This is a genomic window from Haloferula luteola, from assembly GCF_014201715.1.
Taxonomy (GTDB): Bacteria; Verrucomicrobiota; Verrucomicrobiia; order Verrucomicrobiales; family Akkermansiaceae; genus Haloferula; species Haloferula luteola.
This window is the reverse complement of record NZ_JACHFD010000003.1, coordinates 48,515-68,450: the sequence shown is the minus strand read 5'-3', so window position 1 is coordinate 68,450 and position 19,936 is coordinate 48,515. Positions and strand designations below refer to the sequence as shown.

At 58.5% G+C, this 19,936-nt stretch carries 16 protein-coding genes and 1 tRNA gene; 12 read left to right on the top strand and 5 right to left on the bottom strand.

Going from position 1 to position 19,936, the window contains the following annotated elements:
- Positions 1-25: 25 nt before the first annotated feature.
- Positions 26-1,012: a S41 family peptidase gene (locus tag HNR46_RS03740; protein WP_184015927.1), complete on the bottom strand. Its 987-nt coding sequence runs from the start codon at positions 1,010-1,012 to the stop codon at positions 26-28.
- A gap of 460 nt (positions 1,013-1,472) precedes the next feature.
- Between HNR46_RS03740 and HNR46_RS03735 the strand changes: the two genes are divergently transcribed.
- A tRNA-Thr gene (locus HNR46_RS03735) sits at positions 1,473-1,547 on the top strand.
- Between the two features lie 189 nt (positions 1,548-1,736).
- On the opposite strand, the gene HNR46_RS03730 is transcribed toward HNR46_RS03735, so the two are convergent.
- A complete protein-coding gene (locus HNR46_RS03730) occupies positions 1,737-2,816 on the bottom strand; it encodes a substrate-binding domain-containing protein (protein ID WP_184015925.1) in 1,080 nt (359 codons plus the stop codon).
- 272 nt (positions 2,817-3,088) lie between these two features.
- Between HNR46_RS03730 and HNR46_RS03725 the strand changes: the two genes are divergently transcribed.
- The 3 genes from HNR46_RS03725 (at position 3,089) to HNR46_RS03715 (ending at position 8,564) form a co-directional block, all read left to right on the top strand.
- A complete protein-coding gene (locus HNR46_RS03725) occupies positions 3,089-5,851 on the top strand; it encodes an RICIN domain-containing protein (RefSeq protein WP_184015923.1) in 2,763 nt (920 codons plus the stop codon).
- A gap of 23 nt (positions 5,852-5,874) precedes the next feature.
- Positions 5,875-7,728, top strand: coding sequence for a LamG-like jellyroll fold domain-containing protein (locus HNR46_RS03720; RefSeq protein ID WP_184015921.1), 1,854 nt, complete (start codon positions 5,875-5,877; stop codon positions 7,726-7,728).
- 173 nt (positions 7,729-7,901) lie between these two features.
- A complete protein-coding gene (locus HNR46_RS03715) occupies positions 7,902-8,564 on the top strand; it encodes a hypothetical protein (RefSeq protein ID WP_184015919.1) in 663 nt (220 codons plus the stop codon).
- 130 nt (positions 8,565-8,694) lie between these two features.
- On the opposite strand, the gene HNR46_RS03710 is transcribed toward HNR46_RS03715, so the two are convergent.
- Positions 8,695-9,948 (bottom strand): HupE/UreJ family protein, encoded by a 1,254-nt coding sequence (locus tag HNR46_RS03710; protein WP_184015917.1) that lies wholly within the window; start codon positions 9,946-9,948, stop codon positions 8,695-8,697.
- 6 nt (positions 9,949-9,954) lie between these two features.
- Positions 9,955-12,027 (bottom strand): DUF3500 domain-containing protein, encoded by a 2,073-nt coding sequence (locus HNR46_RS03705; RefSeq protein WP_184015915.1) that lies wholly within the window; start codon positions 12,025-12,027, stop codon positions 9,955-9,957.
- A gap of 102 nt (positions 12,028-12,129) precedes the next feature.
- Here HNR46_RS03705 and HNR46_RS21325 point away from each other — a divergent pair, with 102 nt between their 5' ends.
- The 5 genes from HNR46_RS21325 to HNR46_RS03680 all read left to right on the top strand — a co-directional run bounded on the left by HNR46_RS21325 (position 12,130) and on the right by HNR46_RS03680 (position 16,711).
- Entirely contained in the window at positions 12,130-13,764 is a 1,635-nt protein-coding gene (locus HNR46_RS21325; RefSeq protein ID WP_184015913.1) for an ATP-binding protein, read from the top strand.
- Entirely contained in the window at positions 13,761-14,459 is a 699-nt protein-coding gene (locus HNR46_RS03695) for a response regulator transcription factor (RefSeq protein ID WP_184015911.1), read from the top strand. Before HNR46_RS21325 ends, HNR46_RS03695 begins: the two co-directional genes overlap by 4 nt.
- Positions 14,460-15,128: 669 nt before the next feature.
- Complete coding sequence (locus HNR46_RS03690) at positions 15,129-15,701, top strand: CAP domain-containing protein (protein WP_184015909.1); 573 nt, start codon at positions 15,129-15,131, stop codon at positions 15,699-15,701.
- A gap of 7 nt (positions 15,702-15,708) precedes the next feature.
- Positions 15,709-16,338: a ribonuclease HII gene (locus HNR46_RS03685; protein WP_184015907.1), complete on the top strand. Its 630-nt coding sequence runs from the start codon at positions 15,709-15,711 to the stop codon at positions 16,336-16,338.
- On the top strand, positions 16,319-16,711 hold the full coding sequence (locus tag HNR46_RS03680) for a YraN family protein (RefSeq protein WP_184015905.1): 393 nt from the start codon (positions 16,319-16,321) through the stop codon (positions 16,709-16,711). Before HNR46_RS03685 ends, HNR46_RS03680 begins: the two co-directional genes overlap by 20 nt.
- Here the strand turns inward: HNR46_RS03680 and HNR46_RS03675 are convergent, their stop codons facing one another.
- The gene (locus tag HNR46_RS03675) at positions 16,712-17,572 is read right to left on the bottom strand and encodes a metal ABC transporter substrate-binding protein (RefSeq protein ID WP_184015904.1); all 861 of its coding nucleotides are present in this window, start codon (positions 17,570-17,572) and stop codon (positions 16,712-16,714) included.
- 148 nt (positions 17,573-17,720) lie between these two features.
- Here HNR46_RS03675 and HNR46_RS03670 point away from each other — a divergent pair, with 148 nt between their 5' ends.
- From HNR46_RS03670 to HNR46_RS03660, 3 genes are read left to right on the top strand one after another with little or no spacing between them, the layout of a single operon-like run.
- The gene (locus tag HNR46_RS03670; RefSeq protein ID WP_184015902.1) at positions 17,721-18,287 is read left to right on the top strand and encodes a Maf family protein; all 567 of its coding nucleotides are present in this window, start codon (positions 17,721-17,723) and stop codon (positions 18,285-18,287) included.
- A gap of 13 nt (positions 18,288-18,300) precedes the next feature.
- Complete coding sequence (locus HNR46_RS03665; RefSeq protein WP_184015900.1) at positions 18,301-19,263, top strand: YegS/Rv2252/BmrU family lipid kinase; 963 nt, start codon at positions 18,301-18,303, stop codon at positions 19,261-19,263.
- The gene (locus tag HNR46_RS03660; RefSeq protein WP_184015898.1) at positions 19,260-19,931 is read left to right on the top strand and encodes an ElyC/SanA/YdcF family protein; all 672 of its coding nucleotides are present in this window, start codon (positions 19,260-19,262) and stop codon (positions 19,929-19,931) included. The genes HNR46_RS03665 and HNR46_RS03660 overlap by 4 nt, the downstream gene beginning before the upstream one ends.
- Positions 19,932-19,936 lie beyond the last annotated feature (5 nt).

The following is a 19,936-nucleotide window of genomic DNA, read 5'->3' as shown; positions in this document are numbered from 1 at the left end:
GGACTTCATGGCGCCCCAGAGTTCCCTACTCTTTCTCCCGATCTTCCGCGATGGCTCTGCGGGCGACCTCTAGGGCGTCTTCATCACCTGCGGAAATGTCCGGAATCACGCCGTCGCCTTCCCAGCCTTCGGTCGTGCGGGGAGCCACCACCATCTTGACCGGAATGAATGCCATGAGACTCCCCTCAAGCGGGACCATGGATCCGGCGATGCCGGCCCCAGCACTGTTATTGCCGACGATGGTTGCCCGGCCCATCCTTTGCATCGCAAACGCGAGACCCTCGGACGCCGATGCCGTGCGGGGGCCGACGAGAATGTAAACTTTCGCGTCGGGGTTTCTTCTCCCTGGCACGAATGAATACGTCCACTCCTGATCATCTCGGGTCCGGTCTTTGTGAAAGCCGTTCAGATAGAATCGCTCATCGCCTGTCTGGAAAAAGTAGGATGCGATGAAGCGCCCCATGTGTCCGGAGCCCCCGCCGTTTTGCCGAAGGTCCAGAATCACATACTTGCTGTCAGCAGCCAGCGTCATGGCCGCGGCAGCAGCCTGGAAGGACTCCTCGGAGGGACGGAAGGGCCCGGGGATGTCAATGTAAGCTGTGGAATTTTCGGTATCCAGCTCCACGCTCCGAATGCCACGGTGCCTGGATCTCTCCGAGTTTTGCTCCCGGCCTCTCCGTTCGCCTCGGCGGGAGTCCTCGCCCTGGCCAGCGCGGGGGCGTGAGATTACCACCAAGTGCACATCCTTGTGAACCGCCCGGAGATCTTCGGTGAGTTGCCTCGCCAGATCTCCTTCGGATAGGCCCCGGTATTTCCCCGCTTGTTCATTCGCCTGAAGAGCCTCCTGATACTTGGCCGAGATTTCAGGGAAGGGATATGACTGCACCAGACGCTCGCCCAGAATGTTGACCGCATCGCGGGCGCTGTCTTCGTCTGCGGGTTCGGCAGCCGATGCGATTCCTGTCATCACGAGGGCAATGCAGCATGGTTGTCGGAGGCTCTTGGGAATCATGTTCAGAGGGATTGGGTCTTGGGTTCAAGGTGACCGGAAATGAGTGCCTGGATGCGACTTCGGCCTGCAGTGTCCGGTCCGGATGACCTCCTGTAACGCAGCCGAGCCCTCGTTTTATCGGAGAATCATCCCCCATACGGATTATTTCGCTTTGCCGGAGAAGGAGACGACCGCCATTCCTCTAGTGTTTTGATTTCCCCCCATCGCAGCCCAGAATCGGTGCGCCGTTTCGATCGACTCGACGGTCACGAACGCGCTCGACTCCGATCTGGAATCCGACAGCGAGGTGATTCGCCTCGAAAACCCGCTGGTAAAGAACACTCTATATCGTGTTGCAGGAGTCCAAAGATGATTTTGCTCTTGCGGAGGTTGGCGGGTCTGCTACCAACGCCGCGGGCAGGGAATTCCTTGAAGAATCAAGGAATTCGCGTCCATCTGGATCACCTCCAAACCGTGATTCGCCGCTGTAGCTCAGGGGTAGAGCAGCTCATTCGTAATGAGCAGGTCGTCGGTTCAAATCCGACCAGCGGCTCCACCTATTTTCAAAGTTCAGCGGTTCTCCAGATATCGGTGTCGACTGGTCGAAATCACGGACGATCTGCGGCCCACCTTGCCCAGATGGTTCTGGGCACTTCTGAAGTCCGGTGAGGTCGGTTCGGTTGGGCTTCCTGTTGCGGCGGGTTGGCTTCATTCGAAGCTTTCTCCGGGTCATCTGATGGTCTGATCACTTGCATGCAGCAACGCTCCCACCAGGCACGAATTCCGGCACGATGGGAATAGTCCGGATTCTGCCCAATCCGTGATCAACGAGTTCCATCACCGCGTCTCCGATTCGTCGGCCGAGTAGGCGTCCATCCGTCCGGTACCGAGCAATGACCGGATAGGTCAAATCCAGGTGATAGTCATCCCAACCTGCGATCAAACTGACATCACGTGGCACCCGGAAGCCCGTGGCCTGAAGGTGACAAAGAACGGTGAGCGCGACCTCGGAAGCACCCACATAATAAGCTGTCGGTACCGGGCGGGACAGGAGGAGTTCCGCCATGAGCTTGGAGATCGGCTCGCGTGCCCGATCGTAGGACACCAATCTCGCACTCGCGCCGAGACGCTTCGCCTCCGCGACAAATAGCTCTGATGCTCGCAGTTCTCCGATGCTTGTCACCTTCGCGCGCAGATAGACAAGTTCTCGGTGCCCGCGCCCCACCAACAACCCGGCCGCGTGCCTCGCTCCTGCTTCGGTGTCGGGATAGATCGATGTGAGTGGCAAGTTGTCGACCACTCGACCCGCGACCACGGCCGGCCGGTTATGGGATGCGAACCATTTCTGAATCTGCGGCGTCGAATAACAAAGCACCCACGCTGCCGTGTCCGGAAGTGCATCGAGTCGAGCCAGCGTGGCGGCCTGGAAACGCTCAAACAATCGAGGGTGATGTTCCACCTTCATCCGGAATCCACTTCGCTCCACCCGCTCGGTGACCGAGTCGAGCAATGTGTGCTCGGGAGAACTCCACCCTGAAAATCGAAAGGGGGTGAGCACGCGTATTGTGCGGGCGTCCGTTGGAGTCCGCAGCTTTCCGAATCGACGTTGGATGCGGTGTCGTTTCCCTCGCCCTCCCAGTTCGATCCACTTTTCGGCAGCAAGTTGGGCGAGCGCCTTGCGCAGCGTCATCTTGCTCACCTGAAAATCACGGCACAATTCGGATTCGGAAGGTAAGTGTCCGTCCCATCGCTTCTTCCGGATTCCGTCTCGAATCAATGAAACGAGTTGATCATGGATCAGAATCTTCCGGGGCACTTCACTCATTCGATTGAGGATTGGGTTGTATACTCGCTAGGTACCTTGGGCAAGCGGATTCCCTGTTGCTTCAGATGGCTCTGAATTTCAAAAGTCATGCTCCCATTGCCGATCTACGGCATGCCTCCGAGTTTCGCTGCTAGCCAAGCGACGAATCGGAGGGGGGAAATAACCTAAAAACCATGAAGCCAAATCACCCGAAGACAGCCGGCGCTTTCGCCGTCGGTGCGGTCATCGCTAGCCTCTGTCTCTGGACACAGAGACATCATATCAGGGATTGGATGCCCTCTCCATCCCCATTGCAGGAGATATCGGAACACGCCACCCCCGGTGTGCCAGTTCCTTCAGCCACCGCCATCCTGGCCCAACGCAACTCCACAAGGCACACTCCCGATCGAGAGTTGTTTGCCAGCGAATGGGAACAGCCGCTGCGTAGCGAATTCGCGGCGTTCGCCGAGTGGGTTCGCGATTATCTCGCGGCCTCGCCTGAAGCTCGCGCTGTGATGAGCGCGGAAGGTCTCTCGTTGGCGAAAGCACGTCGAGAGGTGATGGCGAAATTGATCCAGGAGAACCCACGAGAAGCGCTCGCCAATACTCCTCCGGTGTCTGTGCGAAATGGCTTACCGCAAGAAATCCGGAACCAACTCGAAGAGCGCGTATCGGGCATTGGTGACTTGTTCACCGTTCGCGGGATCGCTGGTCCCGGAGATGATCGAGTGGTCCCTACCGTCGACCAAGCGAACTTCGGGGACCGTGTTCTTCAGGCCCATCGCTACGGCGACCGCGAACTCACCCCGGAGATGCGCCAGGTTTCCATCCATGGGGTAGCGTTGGACGGGCACCTCGCTGTTTTGGACAGTCCGATCCGCTTGCTGGAATCGGGTGAATCCGTCGACGGAACCACCGATGTCTGCGTTGTCACCGGTGGTCAAGTGGTGGCTCAGGCGGATCCGGTGACTCACGAAACACCGGATCCCGAAATAACGACGATGCTTGTGGGCAACCACGGCTACGACATGTGCTGTCCCTTCTGCGCCGAGGACTTCGAAACTCGCATGGAGAGACTTGAACGCATGTCTTGGCCAGCAGCAAAGGCACTTCAGGCGATCGCTGACGATGCGGATCAGCCGCGATCCCTATCTTCGAGTGGTGTCGATGGCAGTGCTGACTACCCGGGCAAACCTCCTGCCTCACTGACACAGGGGACCAATGCCATGATCATCATGCGTGTGGATTTCCCGGACTACCAGACCAACGGGTTTACGGAAACCTACCTTACGGAACAGGTGAGTTCCTGCTCTTCGATGATCGACCGGTTCTCTTATGGGCAGTCCCAACTAGGTGCGCCGACCATCACACCGGTGCTACGGATGCCGCGCGACCGGGGAACCTATGATAACGGCAACTACTGGGGCGACATTCTCAACGATGCTTGCGACGAAGCGATCAACCAAGGATACGATCCTTGGAGTTACGCCTGCCGTGTGATCGTCCATGACGGTTTCGTCAGCGGTGGCGCCGCCGGTTGGGGGGGCGGGGGAGCAATCTGGTGCAACGGCTATGCCCAAGACCGCCTGTTGATTCATGAATATGGCCATGTCTTCTGGCTGCCTCACGCGAATTCTTGGCAGTCCGATGACGGCGACCCGCTGTCCTCGAGCCGCTGGCATGTCGAATACGGTGACGTCAGTGACCCGATGGGCAATGCCTGGGGAACAAGTGGCGACAGCGATTACAACGCCTACTACAAAAACATGCTCGGCTGGTTGCCGGACAGCGCGGTCGTGCCCGTCACCCATGCTGGCACTTATCGTATCAACCAGTTCGACGGTTGGGGAGACTGGACGAAACCAGTGGCACTCAAAATCACACGGGACAATGATCTCGATCTCTGGGTGATGTTTCGGGGGGACAGCGTACCTCAGGGAGAATACAACACCGGTGCCTACATCATTGCCGCGAACGGAGAACGCTTCGGGGATTCCCACGTTCTCGACATGAATACCACCAACGATGGCACGTGGAACGCCCCACTTGCCCAAGGGCAGTCGTTTTACGATGCAAGCTCCGACATCACCATCACCACAGCTGGCCGGATGATGGCCGAATGGCCGCACCACATGTATGTGAAGGTGGAATTTGGTTCTGCCTATAACCACGGTTATCGAGCTCTTGTGGATGGTGGAATCTATGCCTTCAGGAACAAGAGCTTTGACCAATTCCTAACGGTCCCTGGAAATAGTACGACTGATGGCGTTGAGCCGACGATCGCTGCCTACACTGGAACAGCCGAGCAACAATGGACCGCCCAGCGCAACAGCGACGGCACCTACAGCCTCGAGCACGACGGCGCCGGCAAGTTCCTTGACGTTTGGAACAATGGAAGCGGCAACTACGAAGAGATCGTCCAGTGGTCCTGGAACGGCGGCGACAACCAACGATGGAATGTCCTGAACTCTTGGGATGGCTATCTGAAGTTTCGACACAAGGGAACGGATCAAGTGCTGACTGCCGACACGTCCTCAGGGAATTACGGCGATGTGCTTCAGTACGGCGATTTCTCCGGTGACGAGCAGAAGTGGGAGCCCCATCTGATCGGGATCAACGACGGAACCTACCGGCTGGTGCCGCGTCATGCTCAAACCCGGACGCTGGCGCTTCGCGACCGCAGCACTGCCACAGGCACTCAGATTGAACAGCAGTTTTGGGCAGCTGGCGATTGGCAGCAGTGGACCCTACAGAGCGTGGGTAGCGGTCAATTCCGCATTCATCCTGCCAACAACTCGGGTGTGACTCTTGGCTTTGCAGGCGGAGGCACCGCAGATGGAACGAAGGCCGTGCTGGAGAGCTACACGGGTGCGGACTCACAAAAGTTCACGTTCACATCGACGGGAATGGGCTTCGTTCGCCTTTGCCCGGTACATGCGCCGTCGAAGTGCCTTGATGTCTCGGGCGTCAGCACTGGAACCGGTGCAGATGTGCACCTCTGGACCTATGTCGGTGCCAACAATCAACAATGGCGTTTCATCGACTCCGACCTCTGAAATCCTCTGAAACTTACAAGACCATGAAATCAGTTCTCAAGATCGCCGCCATGCTTGCGGCGTTCGCCGCCTCCTCACAGGCACAGGAGGCTCTCACCTACGGACCGATCCACCGCTACCGCTTCGATAACGCAAGTGGATCGCTCAGCGATGGCTCCCAACTCGCCGATTCGATTGGAACCGCGCACGCTTCGATCCGCGGAAGTGGCGCCAGCGCTACTGGGTCGGGAGTCCGACTCATGGGTGGTTCCTCCGCAAGTGCTCCATACATCGACCTCCCCAATGGCTCCGTATCAGGATCGGGCGAGATCTTCCCCGGCCTCTCCGAGGCCAGCTACGAAGTTTGGCTCACCGTTCATAGCGAGCAAAGCATGTCGCGTATCCTCGACTTCGGGAACAATTCCGTGGGAGAGGTCACCACAACCGGCAGCTCGTTTTACGGATCGGATTACCTCGAGATCACAGCGACGGTTGGCACCTCCAACGATATGCGCTTCGAACGCGGAGGCCTCGGTCTCACGGGAGGCGGAGGTCTGGACATCACTGGCGCGACAGACATCGGCTCTCAGATGCATGTCGTCGTCACCTTCGACAACGCCGCTTCCACTTGGTATCTGTACAAAAATGGTGTGCAGATCGGTTCGGTGCCAAGTCTTTTGGGGCCGAGCACTCTCGATGACGTCAATGTTTGGCTCGGGCGCTCGAATTGGTCGTCAGACAGCAACTCTGACGCGACTTTCGAGGAATTCCGTATTTATGACTATGCGCTTAGCTCCCAACAGGTGCTGGGCAACTATCAGGCTGGACCTGAGACCGTCACCTCGGACCCATCTCCTCTCGCGGGACCATCTGCACCTTCGGCGCCGTTGAATTTCTCTGCCATGGCAGGGGACACTCAAACTACGCTGATCTGGGATGCCGCAAGTGATGCGACGAGCTATCGTGTGTATCGTAGTGGAAATAGTGGGGGGCCATACACAGCTGTGGCCACCCAAGTGACCGGCTTGCAGTATCTGGATACCGGCCTTTCCAACGGGGTCACCTACTACTACGTTGCGACTGCTTCGAACGAGTATGGTGAGAGTGGCTTCTCAGCAGAGGCTTCGGCGACACCCCAGACATCGTCATCCAATCATGCGCCGTCATTCGCATCATCGTTGCTCATCAAAGTGAATGCGACTCAGGGAACGAACTATGAAGGTAGTATTTCCGCTGATGCCAGCGACCCGGATGCAGGGGACACGCTGTACTTCGCAGTCGTGGGTGGGCCGGCATGGCTCTCCGTCTCGACAGATGGCACGCTAAGTGGCATTCCATCTTCGGAAGATGTTGGCACCAATCAATGGACCATTCAGGTGACCGACGGTGGAGGATTGAGCGACTCTGCGACTCTGCAAATGACTGTCGATCCGCAGCCGAGTGCATCCACCTATCGCGCCAATGGGGAAACGGTCGTCGCCGGAACGATGGTCAGCGGCAGCTATTCCAGCACCCTCAGCTCGGATAATAGCTACGAGGAACTTCGTGAGATCGAATCAGGAGGACGACAAAATCGCCGCTATTCCTACCTTGAACACGTTTGGACCTTTGACCTTGGATCCGGCGGTTCCCAAGTGGAATTGTCAGTCGAGGCTTACCATAGCGTCAATCTGGAAGGGGACGACTTCGTCTTTGCCTATTCAACGGATGGGGTGAGCTTCACTGACGTTCTCACCATCACGAAAGTCGCTGACGACAATGTGGCGCAGATCGCCCAACTGCCTGCGGGATTGAGCGGCAGCGTTCAGATTCGGGTAAAGGACACCAATCGCTCCCAAGGCAATCGGACACTGGACTCTCTTTACATTGATGCTCTTGGCATCGAAGTCACTCCATGAGCCGACCGAGTCATCCATCGCCCCGCCCGAAGGATTCGGGCGGGGTTTCTCGGATCCCCCTTGGCGTCCTTGTGGGTGTCTTTTGCGGGGGATTGGTCATCGGGATGGGGGTAGGGGCTCGAGTGCCTCGCCATGGAGCCATCGACCAAGGGTCCACTCCGACGAGACTGACGATGTCTCGAAATCATCAGGAGACTCACGATCACGAGGAGGCGCCGATCCTGGCCTCCAAGCTCACAGCAAGACCTCAAGCCAATCATACGACTGTTGATCCCGTCCGTCCGATGATCGGTCTGGACCCCGCTGTGATTGTCAGCCTGACGCGAATCACCCAACCCGTGCTCGAACAACGCAGGGTCCTTTTCTCCGACGGCGATCCCGTGGCGGAGGCGCTAGGAATGACGGAATCTGAGAAAGCTCGGCTGGAACGGAGCTGGGCGAAAGTAAAAGATCGCGTCCTTGTTCGTCAGCATGAAGGGCTCCGGTCGGAGCAGAGGGAAGATCGGCTTTGGTTCGGTGTCGATCCGTTCGACGGCGATGCCATCCGCCGGCAATTCTATCAGGATGCCGAGGACACTCTCGGATCTGAAAGGGCAGCGGCATTCCTGACGTGCAGCCGCGCAGACGAAGCTTTCGGAAAGTGGGGACATGAGGTTTCAGGAGCGTATTCCATTCGATATGAAAGCCAATCGGACGGTTCTCTCGTGTATCGGATTACCCGGCAGGACTCGCCCGACGCGCCGGAGGGAAAGAGTTGGATCACCAGCCAAATTCCGCCTCATATCCGTGAGTTGACGGATCCATTGGGCATCAAGCCCGATGCTTCGGCACCGTAGCCATCGCTATCGGATTTAAGAAAAAAGCACCTCAGCAGATCGAGCTTGTGACGCGCCGCCCCGAGGTGGAATCACGACTTTTCTTGCCGTCTCTTCAAACACCCCAGCGACGGGATGGATAGAAGAGGATTCAGTCGGTTGCCGCCGCTCTTTGGGTGGGGCCGCTTCGAAGCAACACGGTGATGGCTGCCAACGCCAGTGCCGCGACGATCCAGCCAGCGTGGGAAGAGACGGAGGCGACCACTGGCTCGATGGGGTTTCCCCATCCGAAGCTGCGATCGCCGATCCATCCGATGGCTGCCGCAGCAGCAAAGAACGCGGCGGATTGCCGAAGCCAGGTATAGGCTTTCGTCCGGCCAAGGATGACGATCCATGGGATCACGCAGGCCACCACCATCAATTGCATCGCCTCGATGCCTAAATTGAACGCCACGATCGTGAGCAGCAGGTAACCCCGGGAGAATCCATAGATTTCCAAGGTGCTCGCGAAGGCAAGACCGTGCACCAGACCGAAACCTGCCGCGACCCAGGCCTCTCGGCCTGCGAACAAAGGCCGCACGGCATGCACGGCGGACACGAGAATCGAAAGCGCGATCAGAACTTCAACCGGCTGCGACGGAAGGTTTACCCACCCGAGGCCGGCGACGATCAGCGTTAGGGAATGGCCCAAGGTGAACGCGGTGATGATCTTGAGGAGGCCGGCAATCGTCGGTTTCGTTCCTCGATGGCCACGCCATCGTTTTCCTGTGGCCAGCAACGGTGCAGGCAGCAACAACACGAGGAGAAACAACAGGTGGTCAGTTCCTTCTGAGATGTGGTGCATGCCGTGTCGGAAAACCGTGCGGCACCCCTGCAACCACGAGCCCTGGCTGCGATCAACATCGAGATAGGTGACGGTATATTGGAGCATGCCGAGCGGCTCGGGGTGGTCGGAAAACACCGACTGGTTCCAATCCGATCTCACCGTGACGGTGGCGAAGTGAGACATCACCTCATGGTTGATCACAGAGTAGTGGAAACGGAAGTGTCTCGCACTTTCTCCCGGTGGCGGAGTCAGGTGAAGTGTCGCGACTAAATCGAAGGGCTCTGTGTCGAGCTGAAGATGCATTTCCATCACTTCCACATTCCAATCACGACCATCGGAAGATACCGGGCGGACGTGCTCGACAAGGTAGGAGTGCAGCTCTGCCTCGTGGAGCGTGAATGCGGACTTGGGCTCCTTGAGCAACGGTCGTTTGAAGGCCAGTTCCAGCTCCTGAAGTGGGAGAATTAGCTCCGCATTCACCGAGTTCGGCTGGAAATCAAGGGCCACGGAGGACCCCGGCATGTTGTGACCGCAGGCCATGCCGACGAGTGCCAGCAAGAGAAGCAAGATGGTCTTCATTTCCGATCAGGGAGCGGTCGCGTGAATCCGAAAGAAGAGCGCGTCCTCCGATGATGGGATGGTCACCGTGACGGCGCTTTGTCCATCCAGCGGGTCGGCTGTGTCCACCGTCACTCCATCGGTGCCGTCCTCGGCGGTGGTCCAGGTTTCGAGATCCATGCTGTATTGGCTCTCCCAGGTGACCGATCCCGTCGGCACCGTGATATTGAAGGTGGCGACAAATGACGAAGCATCGCTTTCGTACACCCCCACTGGAAGGATCGAGGAATCCGCCGTGGTCGGGTCTCCGCCCAGCAGGAATTCCAGCAGATTGCTGACTCCGTCGTTGTCGTCATCGTCACTCGCGTCTCCTACCGAGTATTCGGAAAGAAACACGTCAAACGGCTCTAGGATTTCCAAGGAGAACGAAGTGGAAGCCGTGGCCGAAAGACTATCGGTCACCTCTGAGGTGAATTCGTAGACTCCCGCCGCAGTTGGGGTGCCGGAGATTTCGCCTGCCGAAGAAAGGGCAAGGCCATCAGGCAGGCTGCCCGATGCAAGACTCCAAGTGTAGGGCGAAGTGCCACCGCTGGCGGTGAGCGTTTCCGAATAGGACGCTCCCACGATTCCACTGGCTAGTGGAGAGGTGGTGGTGATTTCCGGGCTGTCGGCGACGGTCAAAGTGGCCGCCGAACTCTCGGCAAGCCCGCCTGTGCTGATGACCCATACTGAATAGTCGCCGGCATCCTCCGCATCGATGGAGCTGATGGTGTAAGTGGAGGAGAGGGCGTTCGAGATGGCTTCTCCATCCTTGAACCACTGGTATGACAAGGTGGAAGTACCCGTCCCCGACGACGCGGCGGTCACTGAAAGCGTGACAGAATCTCCACTGCTCGCACTTTGGCTGGCAGGTTGCGTGCTGATCGAGGGCGGCTGGAGCGTAGTGGAAACGGTCGTGGAACCATAGGCGGCGCCGTAGTCGCCCAGCTTGTCCCGATAGATCGCGTGATCGTGGATGCCGGACATGTCCCACACCCCGCCTTGGACGATGAACTCGATCCACAATCGCGGCCCATCCACCCGGAAGTAGCTGCTTGAAGTGGAAAAGGTCGAAGAGGATCCGGAATAGCCGATGTAGGTTTCCGCCAGGGCTTCGTCGCTCAAATAGATCGCCAGGAGTTCATCTGCACGGGGACCGGCATGATTGCCGATCACATCAGTGATGTAGTCGATCACCAACCCCTGCTGGGTCGAATTGAGGGAGGAGTAGAGCTGTCCGCGCCCACTGGTGGGGTAAGATTTCGGTTGGTTCGTATCGTGGGATCCGGTTCCGTTCGGACCGAACACCACATCGGAGTAAGTGCCGCTGAGCAGAGCGGAGGAGGTAAGGGTGGGGCGCAGGGAAGTGATGAGGGTTCTCAGGGTCCCCAAGGGAGCGTGAGTGGATCCGTTGTAGGTCCAGCTGTTTGGCTCGGTGCCAAAGAACATCGGCGAACAGGAGGTATAGCTTCCGTTGTAGGTGATGTTGTAGGCGAGGTGATGGCCGCCAAGCTGCAGCGTCCACGCGCTGGAAGTCGAGGGAGTGCCGACAAAGGCGATGTAGTACTTCTCGTACCCCCACATCCCAGAGGTGGAGCCTTTCGAGTTGGTCACTTCACCACTGATGTATTGGTCGGCCAGTCGAATTTCCTCCAGAAGTGTCGTTCCTGAGTCGCTCAGCGCGGCATCGGCCACGGCGAGGGCGGCGTTGAGTTGGAGAGTCGTGAGAGCGGAGAATTGCAGGCCATTGCGCGTCGACGCAGCCACCGGGATGTTCGACCAGTTCTCAACATTCGCCAAAGTGGAGTTGTAGAGGCAGGAGGAATTGGTGCCACCATTGGTGACATTCGATGTCGAATCGATCGCGGTTTTCTGCGTCGTGGTGAGAGTAGCGAGAAACGCATTGGCGGCCGACACCACGGCATCGGTGTTTTCGGAGGTCGTGGTGGCGAGGGTGGAACCGGTGCAGCCAAGGAAGGATGCGAAAAGCAGCGCCGAAGGAAATCGATGGAACCGGATGCAACGGCGATGGAATCGAGGGGAGTGAGGGTTTGGGGTCATCGCTGGCGATCATCGCGGCCCCCAGCGATTCTGTCATGTTAAGGAATATTAAGAAAGTTGCTGAGGAATTGCCCGTGCCAGTTTGGCGCCTATTCTCGGGATGTGAACCGAAGACGCCCTCCTGCATGGATCGATCACGGATTCCTGATGTTGTTGGCGGTGTTCTGCCTGGCGCTCACGGTGCTGCAGTTTCGGTGGACAGCGGAACTGTCGACGGCGGAGCTGGAAAGTCTGAAAGATCGCCAAGAGGTTGCCGCCCGTGGATTTTGCAGTGAATTTGACAGCGAATTGCGTCTCCATTGTGAGGCCTTGGTCCCTGGGAATTCACGAGAGATCGGCGAAGAGGACTTCGCCCGTCGGGTGCGGGAGTGGAACCAACAACACTCACCCTTACGGTTTTCCCGGATGGCAATCGCCCGCCCATCAGGGGCATCGTTGGAGTTGAAGGGAATCGATCTTGTTACCGGGGCTCAGCAGCCGCAAGCGTGGCCCGATCGCTGGGCGGCTCTCGAATCGAATCTTCTGAGGAAATCCCGTGGCGGGTCTCCTCCTTTCGCGGATCCGGAGGGATTGCTCCTTGAGTTCCCCATCCGTGGCGGACATGGCACGGGGGCCGGTAGCTCGCGAGCCAGCGGTCCGGCCGAAGCCGGTTGGTTCATCCTTGAAATCGACCGCGACGATTTGCGCAACCGCTGGCTGCCTCAACTTGCCCAGAAGCATTTCGATCAAGGAGGGAGCTTCCCCTATCGGATCGAGGTGATCTCTCGAAACCGGCGGAACGCACTCCCGATCTTCGAAATGGGACCGCGAGATGCCCGGGAAAACCCGATCCAGATGTCTTTCCATTTCCAAGGTCAGAGCCCAGACGATCGGACTGGCCGACCGCAGAACCCGCTGTGGACATTGGTCACACATCGCGAGGCAGGAGCACTGGAAACGATCGCTGCCGCTTCCAAGCGAAGGAATCTGACGCTCGCGATGGGTGTCAACGCTTTGATCTTTGCGGCGGGCCTCGCCCTGGTTCGACAGACGCGCAAGTCTCGTCGACTGGCCGAAGCTCAGGTGGACTTCGTCGCCGGGGTTTCTCACGAACTTCGGACGCCGATCACGGTGATTCGCGGAGCGGCGCACAACTTGAAACGGGGGATTGTGCGAGAGCCGGAGGCCATTCACCGTTACGCTGGGATGATCCTCCAACATGCGGAGCAGCTCGATGGCATGGTCCAGCAGGTGCTCGATTATTCCACCACAAAACAGAGAGGCCACGGATCAAAACCAACTCTTCTGCCCCTCCAGCGCGTCGTCGAAACCGCTTTGGCAAATACAGCGCCTGAAACCACCGGCTTGCAGATCGATGTTCACATGGCGGGTGACCCCGTCCAGGTCATGGCGGACGAAGCTGCCTTGATAAGAGCGGTGCAAAACCTCATCTCGAATGCTGCGAAATATGGTGGGAGCGATCGATGGATCGGAATCCATGTTTTCTGCGATGGTGAACAAGCCATCGTCCAGATCTCGAACCGGGGAATGGGCATCCCGGCTGAGGAGCAAAAGGAGATCTTCACTCCGTTCTTCCGAGGCTCCGCCGCTCGCGATGCCCAGATCCGAGGCAGCGGACTTGGACTCGCATTGGTGAAGGAAATCATGGAAGCTCACGACGGAACGATTTCCGTTTCCAGCGACAGCCGCGAATCGGTATTCACTCTCCGACTGCCGCTCGCTCCCCACTGCCCATGACAGCCAAGATCCTGCTGATCGAAGACGAATCCGCCATTGCCGAAGTGGTCGGGGATCTTCTACGCTCCGAAGGCCATGAAGTGGAGTCTTCGGCTCACGGCGAGGCAGGATTCCGTCGTGCTCGGTCCGAGCCGTTTGATTTGCTCATTCTCGATCTGATGCTCCCAGGCAAGTCGGGTTTCGAAATCTGCCATGAAGTTCGGAAAGAAGGATTCGGAGGTGGGATCCTGATGTTGACCGCCCGTGGGGTCGTTCATGACCGCGTCAGAGGCCTTCAAAGTGGGGCGGACGACTATATGGTAAAACCCTTCGATCCCGACGAACTGGTCGCCCGCGTCCATGCCCTCCTTCGCCGGCTAAGAAAGTCCTACTTGGGGGAAGGATCCTCCATTCAGTTTGGCGACACCATCGCAGATTTCACCCAATCGAAGGTCTATCGGAATGGCGAGTCGATCCATCTCACCACGAAGGAATCGGAGCTGCTCCAGCTTCTCGTCAAGAATGCAGGTTCCACTTTGTCCAGGGAATCGATCCTCTCGCAAGTGTGGGCGGACCAACCCCACATCACGGAGCGGACGGTCGATGTGCACATCTCATGGCTACGCCAAAAGATCGAAACGAATACCTCCCACCGACAGTACATCGTTACCCTCAGGGGGAAGGGATACCGCTTCGAATGGGGATGCATTGACTGAGGATGGCCACCGATCCGTTGCGTGATTCCGAAAGGTGCTGCACCCCGGAGGGCGCATGGGAACGGACCGGTTCGTTTTCGGCCATTTGGCCCAGGGTCGCCTGCGGCGAAAACCCGAGGGTCGATATAGGAAGTCCCTCGGTTCTGTGCGGAGGTATCGGATGAGGGTTGGTTTCTGCCAGAAATGTCATGGAATCGCATGAGCCCCTCGTAGGCGAGTTTCATGATAAGACGGCCAGGGGTGATGGAGTTAGCCGAGCCCCAAGGAGGGAATGAAGCGGAAAATCCACTTGTGAAAACGCCGTCATCCGTGGGGCAGAGGGCTTCCAGAGCGTCGATATTCGGGCCTCCGTGCATCGCATCGCGGGTGACTTCCTGAGATCCCACTTTTCGGATCTGAGTCTTCAGAGTCCGTGAAGCCATGACCCTGCTGAAAGCCGCGATGAGTCGGAGGTCGGGAACTACCGATCGAGGGACGGGCGCGGCGAATGGATGGCCTGAGGCCTGCTTCAAACCGATGGGGAATCTTACGTGGCACCGTAATTTCACGAGGCACGTGATTTCGTAACCCCCTGATGTGACTTTTGTCCTGACGAATTGCGATTGTTGAGTTGGGATCCGAAGGGAATCGTTCCCTCCCGGTTCCTTTTCGTCCCACACCACTACCTGCATGTTCCCGAAACATCTGTTTCAAGTCGTGGGAGCCGGAGGGCTCCTGTTCCTTGCTTCATGCGCTCAGAGTCTCGATACGACCCGAGTGGCGATGTCGCAGCATCCGGTCGAGTCGAAAGGTTCGAGTGGCCTGAAGTCCCAGTTGGAATCGTCGGTGAATCGGTTTCGCGGTTCGATCGGGCGATCGGCGTTGCCGAGTCACCCTGGGTTGGATCGCCTCGCCCAAGCTCATTGCGAGTTCATGGCGAGAAACCGGGGCAAATTCACGCTGGGTTCGGAGAACATCAGCCACGTCGGCTTCGAGGAGCGGGTGCTGATGGCGCAGAGGGGCTATGGCATGCTTTCCTTAGCGGAGAACGTCGCAGGCGGCAAAGCGGGTGGCGACGTTGCTGGTGAGATTACCCAAGCTTGGGTGCAATCGAAGAAGCACCTCTACAACCTCCGTCAGAAGTGGGATTGCGCCGGGATGGGGGTCTACGTGGCCGATGACGGGATGGTCTACGTGACCCAGATTTTTGCGACCAAGGATCTCTCTTCCCAGACATTGACCGACCGCATGCGTTCGTTCTGAATCAGGAATGCCTGATCTGAGCTTCGAAGCCGCCTGCCGCGACCGTGGATTCAAGGTGATTGCGGGGGTCGATGAAGCCGGCCGCGGTCCTTTGGCGGGCCCGGTGGTGGCGGCGGCGGCGGTGCTACCAGAAGGTTTCCAGTGTGCAGGCTTGAATGACTCCAAAAAGCTTTCTGCCAAACGTCGTGAGCTGCTTTTCACGGTTTTGACGGAAGACCCTTCGGTCCGCTGGGCGATGGCTTCGGTGGAGTCCGAGGAAATCGACCGCATCAACATTCTAAGGGCCACGCATCGTGCGATGGCGGAGGCGGTGCGGCTTTTGGGCGCCGATGTGGAGCATTGCCTGATCGATGGTTTGCCCGTCGCAGGTTTTCCGGTCGATCATCAAGGCGTGGTGAAAGGTGACGGACGGTCGCTTTCGATCGCGGCTGCGAGCATCGTGGCCAAGGTGTCCAGAGATCGAATGATGCTTGAGTGGGCTCGGGAGTTTCCGCAATACGGCTTTGAGCGTCATATGGGTTATGGTACGAAGGCGCACCTCGAAGCTCTTCAACGCCATGGGCCTTGTCGCATTCATCGTCACTCGTTTCAGCCGGTTGCTCAATGCTCCCTGCTGTTTGAAGACGAGCAGGGGTGAGTCTCTGACACCTGCGGAGGTGGGTCGCCTTGGAGAGCGGGTGGCGAAGGCATGGATAAGAGCTCAGGGGGCAAAAGTTCTCGCCTGCAATTTTCGCGCACCGGGCGGAGGAGAGGTCGACATCGTCGCCCGGCAAGGAGCCTTGTTGCTGTTTGTCGAGGTGAAGACCCGGACCCGTGAGGGCTTCGGCCGGCCTCTGGATGCGGTGAATCGAGACAAGCGCCGACTGATCCGCCGTGGCGCCAATGAGTGGTTGCGATTGCTGGGTCGCCGCGATTTCCCATGGAGATACGACGTTCTGGAGATCCTGCTTACCGACGGGGAGCGTCCGCGTGTGAACTCCGTAGAAAATGTGAGCCTCGAGGAATCGTGATCAGTGAGGGGCCGTCGTGAGAGTCTGACGAATGGCCGCGACGTTGGAACGCATCATCGCCTCGAAGCTGGCGGAGTGGGTGCCATCGGCATCGAGTGCAGGGCCCAGCTGAAGTCCGCCATCTTGGACGAGGGCTTGCAAGGTCGCCGGGTTATTTCCTTTTTCCGGGAAAATGACGCGGACGTGTTGACTGCGAAGCTGGGAGAAGGTTTTGGCCAGGGTCTGGGCGTCGGGCATTTGCTCTCGGGTCAATCCTTGGACGGCGACTTGTTGAAACTCGTGCTCGTGGCAGAAATAGCCGAAGGCGGCGTGGGAGGTCGCGAGGATTCGGCGGTCGCGAGGAATGCGGGCGACTTCCCGGCGAACCCAGCGATCGAGAGCGTCGAGAGTTTGGCGGTAAGCGAGAGCGCGGTCGTGATAAGTTTTTTGGCCGTCGGGGTCGAGCCGGGTGAATTCGGTTTCGAGGGACGTGACGGCGCGGCGAACTTGTTCGACGGAGTGCCACCAGTGGGGGTCTTTGCCGTGTTGATGGGTCGAGTGATCGTGGCTGGGATCCGCGCAGCTTCCCTCAATGGTGGGAAGGGTGGAGCCGACTTCGAATAGCGGGGTCGCCGGGGGGAGAAGACTGCGTAGGGTCGGAAGATCCGCCTCGAGGCCGACACCACAGGCGAGGACAAGGTCCAGTGATCCGGCCTGCCGAAGTTGGGCGGGTGTGGGCTCAAAGTGGTGAGGATCGCCATTCGGCCCTAGGAGATCGGTCACCGTGACTCGATCGCCTCCGACTTGCTGCGCGAGATCACCGAGCAGGGGGTGAAGCACCGCGATTTTCAGATTCGCGGAGGCACCCAGGACACTGAGCATGAGGAGCAGCATGGTTCGGATCACCCGGGGCCCATAACATGGGTGGGTTGAAACGCAACTCCTTTGCGATAGTTGCTGAGGTGTTGAGGGCCGTCGCGCGGAAGGACGATGGTCTTGGCAGGATCGGAGGAATGGCTAGGGAAGGGGCATGACATTGGTTTTGGCATCGGGATCGCCGCGGCGGAAGGAGTTGATGGCTCGTGAGGGTTTGGAGTTTGTGGTGAGACCCTCGGCGGCCGAGGAACTGCCACCGGGGGCTCGTCCTTGGGATGAGCTTTGTCAGGCCAATGCGGAGATCAAAGCGGCGGGTGTTGAGGTGGGGCCCGGGGAATGGATCATTGCCGCGGACACTTTGGTGCAGGTGGGTGGCGAGGTATTGGGGAAGCCACGTGATCTTGAGGAGGCGCGGGCGATGTTGCAGAAGCTATCGGGGCGGGCTCATGAGGTGAGAACCGGAGTGTGTTTGAGATCGGCCGATGGGAAGGGGGAAACTTTTGTGGTGGCGACCAAGGTGCGGTTCCATGTTCTCGATGATGAGGCGATTTCGGAGTATTTTGAGCGGGTCCATCCGCTTGATAAGGCAGGGGCCTACGGGATTCAGGAGCATGGGGAGCGCTTGGTTGAGGGCATCGACGGCGATTTCGACAATGTGATGGGATTGCCGATGGAGGAGTTGATCCAGCGGTTGAAGGCTTGCGGCGCGTTGGTCACGTGATTTGATTGGGGGCGTGATCCTCCCGCCTCGATATCCGGTTCTTTTCAATCCCAAGGCGCGCAGTCAACGGGGCCGCCGGGCGTTGGAGTTCTTGATGGACAATGCGGCAGGCTTGGCGCTTTACGCGACCCGATCTGCGGAGGAAGCCCATGCCTTGGCGTCCAGGTTTGCCGCCGAGGGAGAACCGATGGTGATTGCGGCGGGCGGTGATGGAACCCTCAATGCGGTGGTGAAGGGCTTGGCGGGAACCCAAACGGCATTGGGGGTGTTGCCCACCGGGACGATGAACGTTTTTGCCCGGGAGCTGGGGATTCCGTATGACAACTTGGATCGGGCTTTTGAGGTGATTCTTGAAGGAAATGTCCGAGAGGTGGATCTCTTTGAGGCGAATGGTACGCCTTTCGTGCAAATGGCGGGAGTGGGTTTTGATGCGGCGGTGATTGAGGAGACCACCTGGGAGAGCAAAAAGGTACTGGGTCCGTTGGCGTATCTGCTCTCGGCGGTCAAAGTTTTGGGTGAGGACCCGCCGGTGATGCGGGTGACGACAGCGGAGGGCTTGCAGACGGAGGGCATTGCGGTGCTTGCGGGCAACGGCTCATTGTATGGCGGCCAAATCCGGTTGTTCCATTTGGCTGACAATCAGGACAGCAAGTTGGATGTTCTGGTTTTCAAAGAGGCGGGATATCGATTGGTGCTCGATTCGCTACGTGGCATCGCCTCTCGTGGGGTGGCGTTCGACGAGTCAACGGTGGTGTATTTGCAGACGGAGTCTTGCGTGGTCGAAAGCGAGCGCGAGGTGCCACTGGAGGTGGATGGCGAGCTGGTGGGTAGAACCAAGCGGGTGGTGTTCGGCGATGATCAACCCGAACGCCTTCGGGTGTTGGCTCCGAAGAAGCCAATTGGTACCCGGTGGGAGGAAGCGATGAAACACTTCCTGGGGTCGCTGCGAAAAACCGTGGGTGTGCCTGAAACGTGAAGAAAAGAGGAGGCGCTCATGGCAAACCGTGGTGGAAACGGCTGCTGCTTCTCGTCGCGACCCTGGTGCTGGGATTTGTACTCGCGGTGGGATGGATGAATTTGGCGGCCGTCTTTGCGGCCTCGGGACGGGTTTTCGACCGGGTTGAGGAGGTGCCGACGGGTCGGGTGGGATTGGTGTTTGGCTGTGACGATCGGATTGAGGGGCGGGAGAATCTCTACTTTCGCTACCGGATCGATGCCGCCGCGGAGCTTTGGAAGGCGGGAAAGTTGAGCTGCGTGATTGTATCCGGAGATAATCGGACCAAGCACTACAATGAGCCGCTGCGAATGATGCGGGCCTTGGTGGCGGCTGGGGTGCCAGCCGATAAAATTGTGTGCGACTACGCCGGGTTGCGTACTTTGGACTCGGTGGTGCGAGCGAAGGAGGTGTTTGGGGTGAAGGAAGTCACCTTCATCACACAGCGCTTTCAAAATGAGCGAGCGCTCTATCTGGCGAGGGCCCAGGGGTTGGAAGCCGTCGGTTTTAATGCCCGGGATGTGAAGGGCCAAGGGGGGTGGAAGACCCGATGGAGGGAGGTCGGTGCGCGGGTGAAAATGTGGCTCGATGTGCGCATTTTAGGAACCCGACCCCGCCACCTCGGAGAGCAGGAAAAGCTTCCGCTTTGATGCGG

Bases quoted from the DNA above. Each gene is read 5' to 3' on its own strand.
- HNR46_RS03725 (WP_184015923.1), top strand. From the start codon at position 3,089: ATGCCCTCTCCATCCCCATTGCAGGAGATATCGGAACACGCCACCCCC.
- HNR46_RS03695 (WP_184015911.1), top strand. From the start codon at position 13,761: ATGACAGCCAAGATCCTGCTGATCGAAGACGAATCCGCCATTGCCGAA.
- HNR46_RS03705 (WP_184015915.1), bottom strand. From the start codon at position 12,027: ATGACCCCAAACCCTCACTCCCCTCGATTCCATCGCCGTTGCATCCGG.
- HNR46_RS03740 (WP_184015927.1), bottom strand. From the start codon at position 1,012: ATGATTCCCAAGAGCCTCCGACAACCATGCTGCATTGCCCTCGTGATG.
- HNR46_RS03710 (WP_184015917.1), bottom strand. From the start codon at position 9,948: ATGAAGACCATCTTGCTTCTCTTGCTGGCACTCGTCGGCATGGCCTGC.
- HNR46_RS03720 (WP_184015921.1), top strand. From the start codon at position 5,875: ATGAAATCAGTTCTCAAGATCGCCGCCATGCTTGCGGCGTTCGCCGCC.
- HNR46_RS03715 (WP_184015919.1), top strand. From the start codon at position 7,902: ATGTCTCGAAATCATCAGGAGACTCACGATCACGAGGAGGCGCCGATC.
- HNR46_RS03685 (WP_184015907.1), top strand. From the start codon at position 15,709: ATGCCTGATCTGAGCTTCGAAGCCGCCTGCCGCGACCGTGGATTCAAG.
- HNR46_RS03690 (WP_184015909.1), top strand. From the start codon at position 15,129: ATGTTCCCGAAACATCTGTTTCAAGTCGTGGGAGCCGGAGGGCTCCTG.
- HNR46_RS03670 (WP_184015902.1), top strand. From the start codon at position 17,721: ATGACATTGGTTTTGGCATCGGGATCGCCGCGGCGGAAGGAGTTGATG.
- HNR46_RS03675 (WP_184015904.1), bottom strand. From the start codon at position 17,572: ATGCTCAGTGTCCTGGGTGCCTCCGCGAATCTGAAAATCGCGGTGCTT.
- HNR46_RS03730 (WP_184015925.1), bottom strand. From the start codon at position 2,816: ATGAGTGAAGTGCCCCGGAAGATTCTGATCCATGATCAACTCGTTTCA.